Source organism: Nocardia sp. NPDC060220 (assembly GCF_042727815.1).
Lineage (GTDB): Bacteria > Actinomycetota > Actinomycetes > Mycobacteriales > Mycobacteriaceae > Nocardia.
Genome location: NZ_JBHWZY010000966.1, coordinates 1 through 2,411 on the forward strand (window position 1 = coordinate 1; position 2,411 = coordinate 2,411).

Below are 2,411 nucleotides of genomic sequence, written 5' to 3' on the forward strand. Positions count from 1 at the left end.
GGTCGATGCACTCGTCGCAGATATACACCCCAGGGCCCGCGATGAGCTTCTTGACCTGCTTCTGGCTCTTTCCGCAGAACGAGCACTTCAGCAGATCGCCGCCGTCTCCGATGCGCGCCATCTCGTAGGTCCCTACTTCCTTGTCCGAGTGCGACCGTCGTCCCCCGATTGGGCCGGAAATACGTCTCGGTGCCGTCAATCAGAGCAATGGTCCCTGAGTCGACCGTACCTGGTGTGCGCGAGACAGGTCGACAACTCGCGCATGTTCGATGTGAAGGGTTGTGCGGGTCCTCACCATTGTGAGCCACCGCGGCTGAAAAAGCCGGGCCCGCCGCCCAGATCAGGACAGCGGGCCCGGGCGTGTCACTTCTGTCCGCTGAGCTTCCGGTAATCGAAGACCTGGTCGATGATGCCGTATTCCTTGGCTTCCTCGGCGGTCAGGATCTTGTCACGGTCGGTGTCCTTGCGCACCTGCTCCTCGGGCTTGCCGGTGTGGCGCGAGATGGTGACTTCCATCAGGCGACGCATCCGCTCGATCTCGGCCGCGGCGATCTCGAGGTCGGACACCTGGCCCTGCACACCGCCGGACGACGGCTGGTGGATCAGGATGCGCGCGTTGGGCAGCGCGGCGCGCTTGCCGGGAGCGCCCGCGGCCAGCAGCACCGCGGCGGCCGAGGCCGCCTGACCCAGGCAGACCGTCACCACGTCGGGGCGCACGTACTGCATGGTGTCGTAGATCGCCATCAGCGCGGTGAACGAACCACCGGGCGAGTTGATGTACATGGTGATGTCGCGGTCGGGGTCCTGGGACTCCAGCACCAGCAGCTGCGCCATGATGTCGTTCGCGGACACGTCGTCGACCTGGTTGCCCAGGAAGATGATGCGCTCTTCGAACAGCTTGTTGTACGGGTCGGAAGTCTTGACGCCGAACGAAGTCTGCTCGGTGAACTGCGGCAGGATGTAGCGCGACTGCGGCAGGCTCGCACCGGAGCCGTGGCCGGCGCGCGGGTCGAAGAGGTTGGCCATCTTTATCTCCAAGCTTGTCTCGAGTGAGGGGGGACGGCGGCGGTTACTTCGCCTGGTTCGCGTGCGTGACCACGTGGTCGATGAAGCCGTATTCCAGGGCTTCCTTCGCCGTGAACCAGCGGTCGCGGTCCGCGTCCTCGGTCACCTGCTCCACCGACTTGCCGGTGTGCAGCGACTGCAGTTCGTTGAGCTCACGCTTGGTGTGGGCGAACTGCTCGGCCATGATCGCGATATCGGCCGCCGAACCACCGATGCCCGCCGACGGCTGGTGCATCATGATCCGGGTGTGCGGCAGCGCGAAACGCTTGCCCTTGGTGCCCGCGGTGAGCAGGAACTGTCCCATCGATGCGGCCAGACCCATCGCGACGGTCTTGATGTCGCACTCGGCGAACTGCATCGTGTCGTAGATGGCCATGCCCGCGGTGACCGAGCCACCGGGCGAGTTGATGTAGAGCGCGATGTCCTTCGTCGCGTCCTCGGCCGAGAGCAGCAGGATCTGCGCGCAGATCTTGTTCGCGATCTCATCGTCGACCTGGGTGCCCAGGAAGATGATGCGCTCGCGAAGCAGCCGTTCGTATACGGAATCACTGAGGTTGAGTCCAGCGGTAGCGGCTGTCATGACCCCTGCCTGGTTGATCGTCACGGATACCTGCCTTCTCTTCTCACCGATTGCTACGGCCATACGAATACGGTTCGTCGTCACAAACACTAACGAAGGAGGGCGGCGCCGAACTCCCGGCACCGCCCTTCTTCGCTCACAGCGCAATCAAATCACGCCGCCGAAACCTACTCGGCAGCGGCTTCGTCCAGCTCGATGTCAGCGGATTCCGCAGGGTCACCGAACATTTCGGTGGTGTCGACCACATTGCCCTCGGAGTCGGTGACCTTCACCTGACCGACAACTCCGGCCAGCGCCTTGCCGCGTCGCACGTCGGCGAAGACCGCGCCCAGCTGGCCCGCCTGCTGCACCTGCTGGATGAACTGCTCCGGCGACATGCCGTAACGCTGTGCCTGGAACAGGATTCGCTCGGTCAGCTCCTGCTGGCCGACCTGCGTGTTCTCGGCCTCGGCGATGGCGTCGAGCAGCAGCTGGGTCTTCACCGACTTCTCGGCGGCTTCCTGGGTGTCCTTGTCGAACTCCTCGCGGGAGGAGCCCTGCGCCTCGAGCGCCTCGGCCAGCTTGGCCTCGTCGTGGTCGAAACCGTGGACGGCGTCGTGGACCACGGCGTCGACCTCGGCCTTGACGACGGCCTCGGGCAACGGGACCTCGACGGTCTCGAGCAGGGTGTCGAGCACCTTGTCACGGATGGAACCGGCCTGATCACTGTGGGTCAGAGCGTCTTTGGCCAGCGCCATGCGCCAGGCCAGCACGTAGGCGACGGGGG

At 64.6% G+C, this 2,411-nt stretch carries 3 protein-coding genes and 1 pseudogene; all 4 read right to left on the reverse strand.

From position 1 onward, the window contains the following. A partial coding sequence (locus ACFWF3_RS32345; RefSeq protein WP_379317638.1) for a ClpX C4-type zinc finger protein occupies positions 1-121 on the reverse strand: 121 nt, incomplete at its 3' end. Positions 122-363: 242 nt separating this feature from the next. Beyond that, positions 364-1,026, reverse strand: a complete 663-nt coding sequence (locus tag ACFWF3_RS32350) for an ATP-dependent Clp protease proteolytic subunit (RefSeq protein ID WP_378659420.1) — start codon at positions 1,024-1,026, stop codon at positions 364-366. Positions 1,027-1,069: 43 nt separating this feature from the next. Continuing rightward, a complete protein-coding gene (locus tag ACFWF3_RS32355; protein WP_067456898.1) occupies positions 1,070-1,645 on the reverse strand; it encodes an ATP-dependent Clp protease proteolytic subunit in 576 nt (191 codons plus the stop codon). 167 nt (positions 1,646-1,812) lie between these two features. Further along, positions 1,813-2,411, reverse strand: a pseudogene (locus tag ACFWF3_RS32360) (hypothetical protein); the annotation flags it as partial.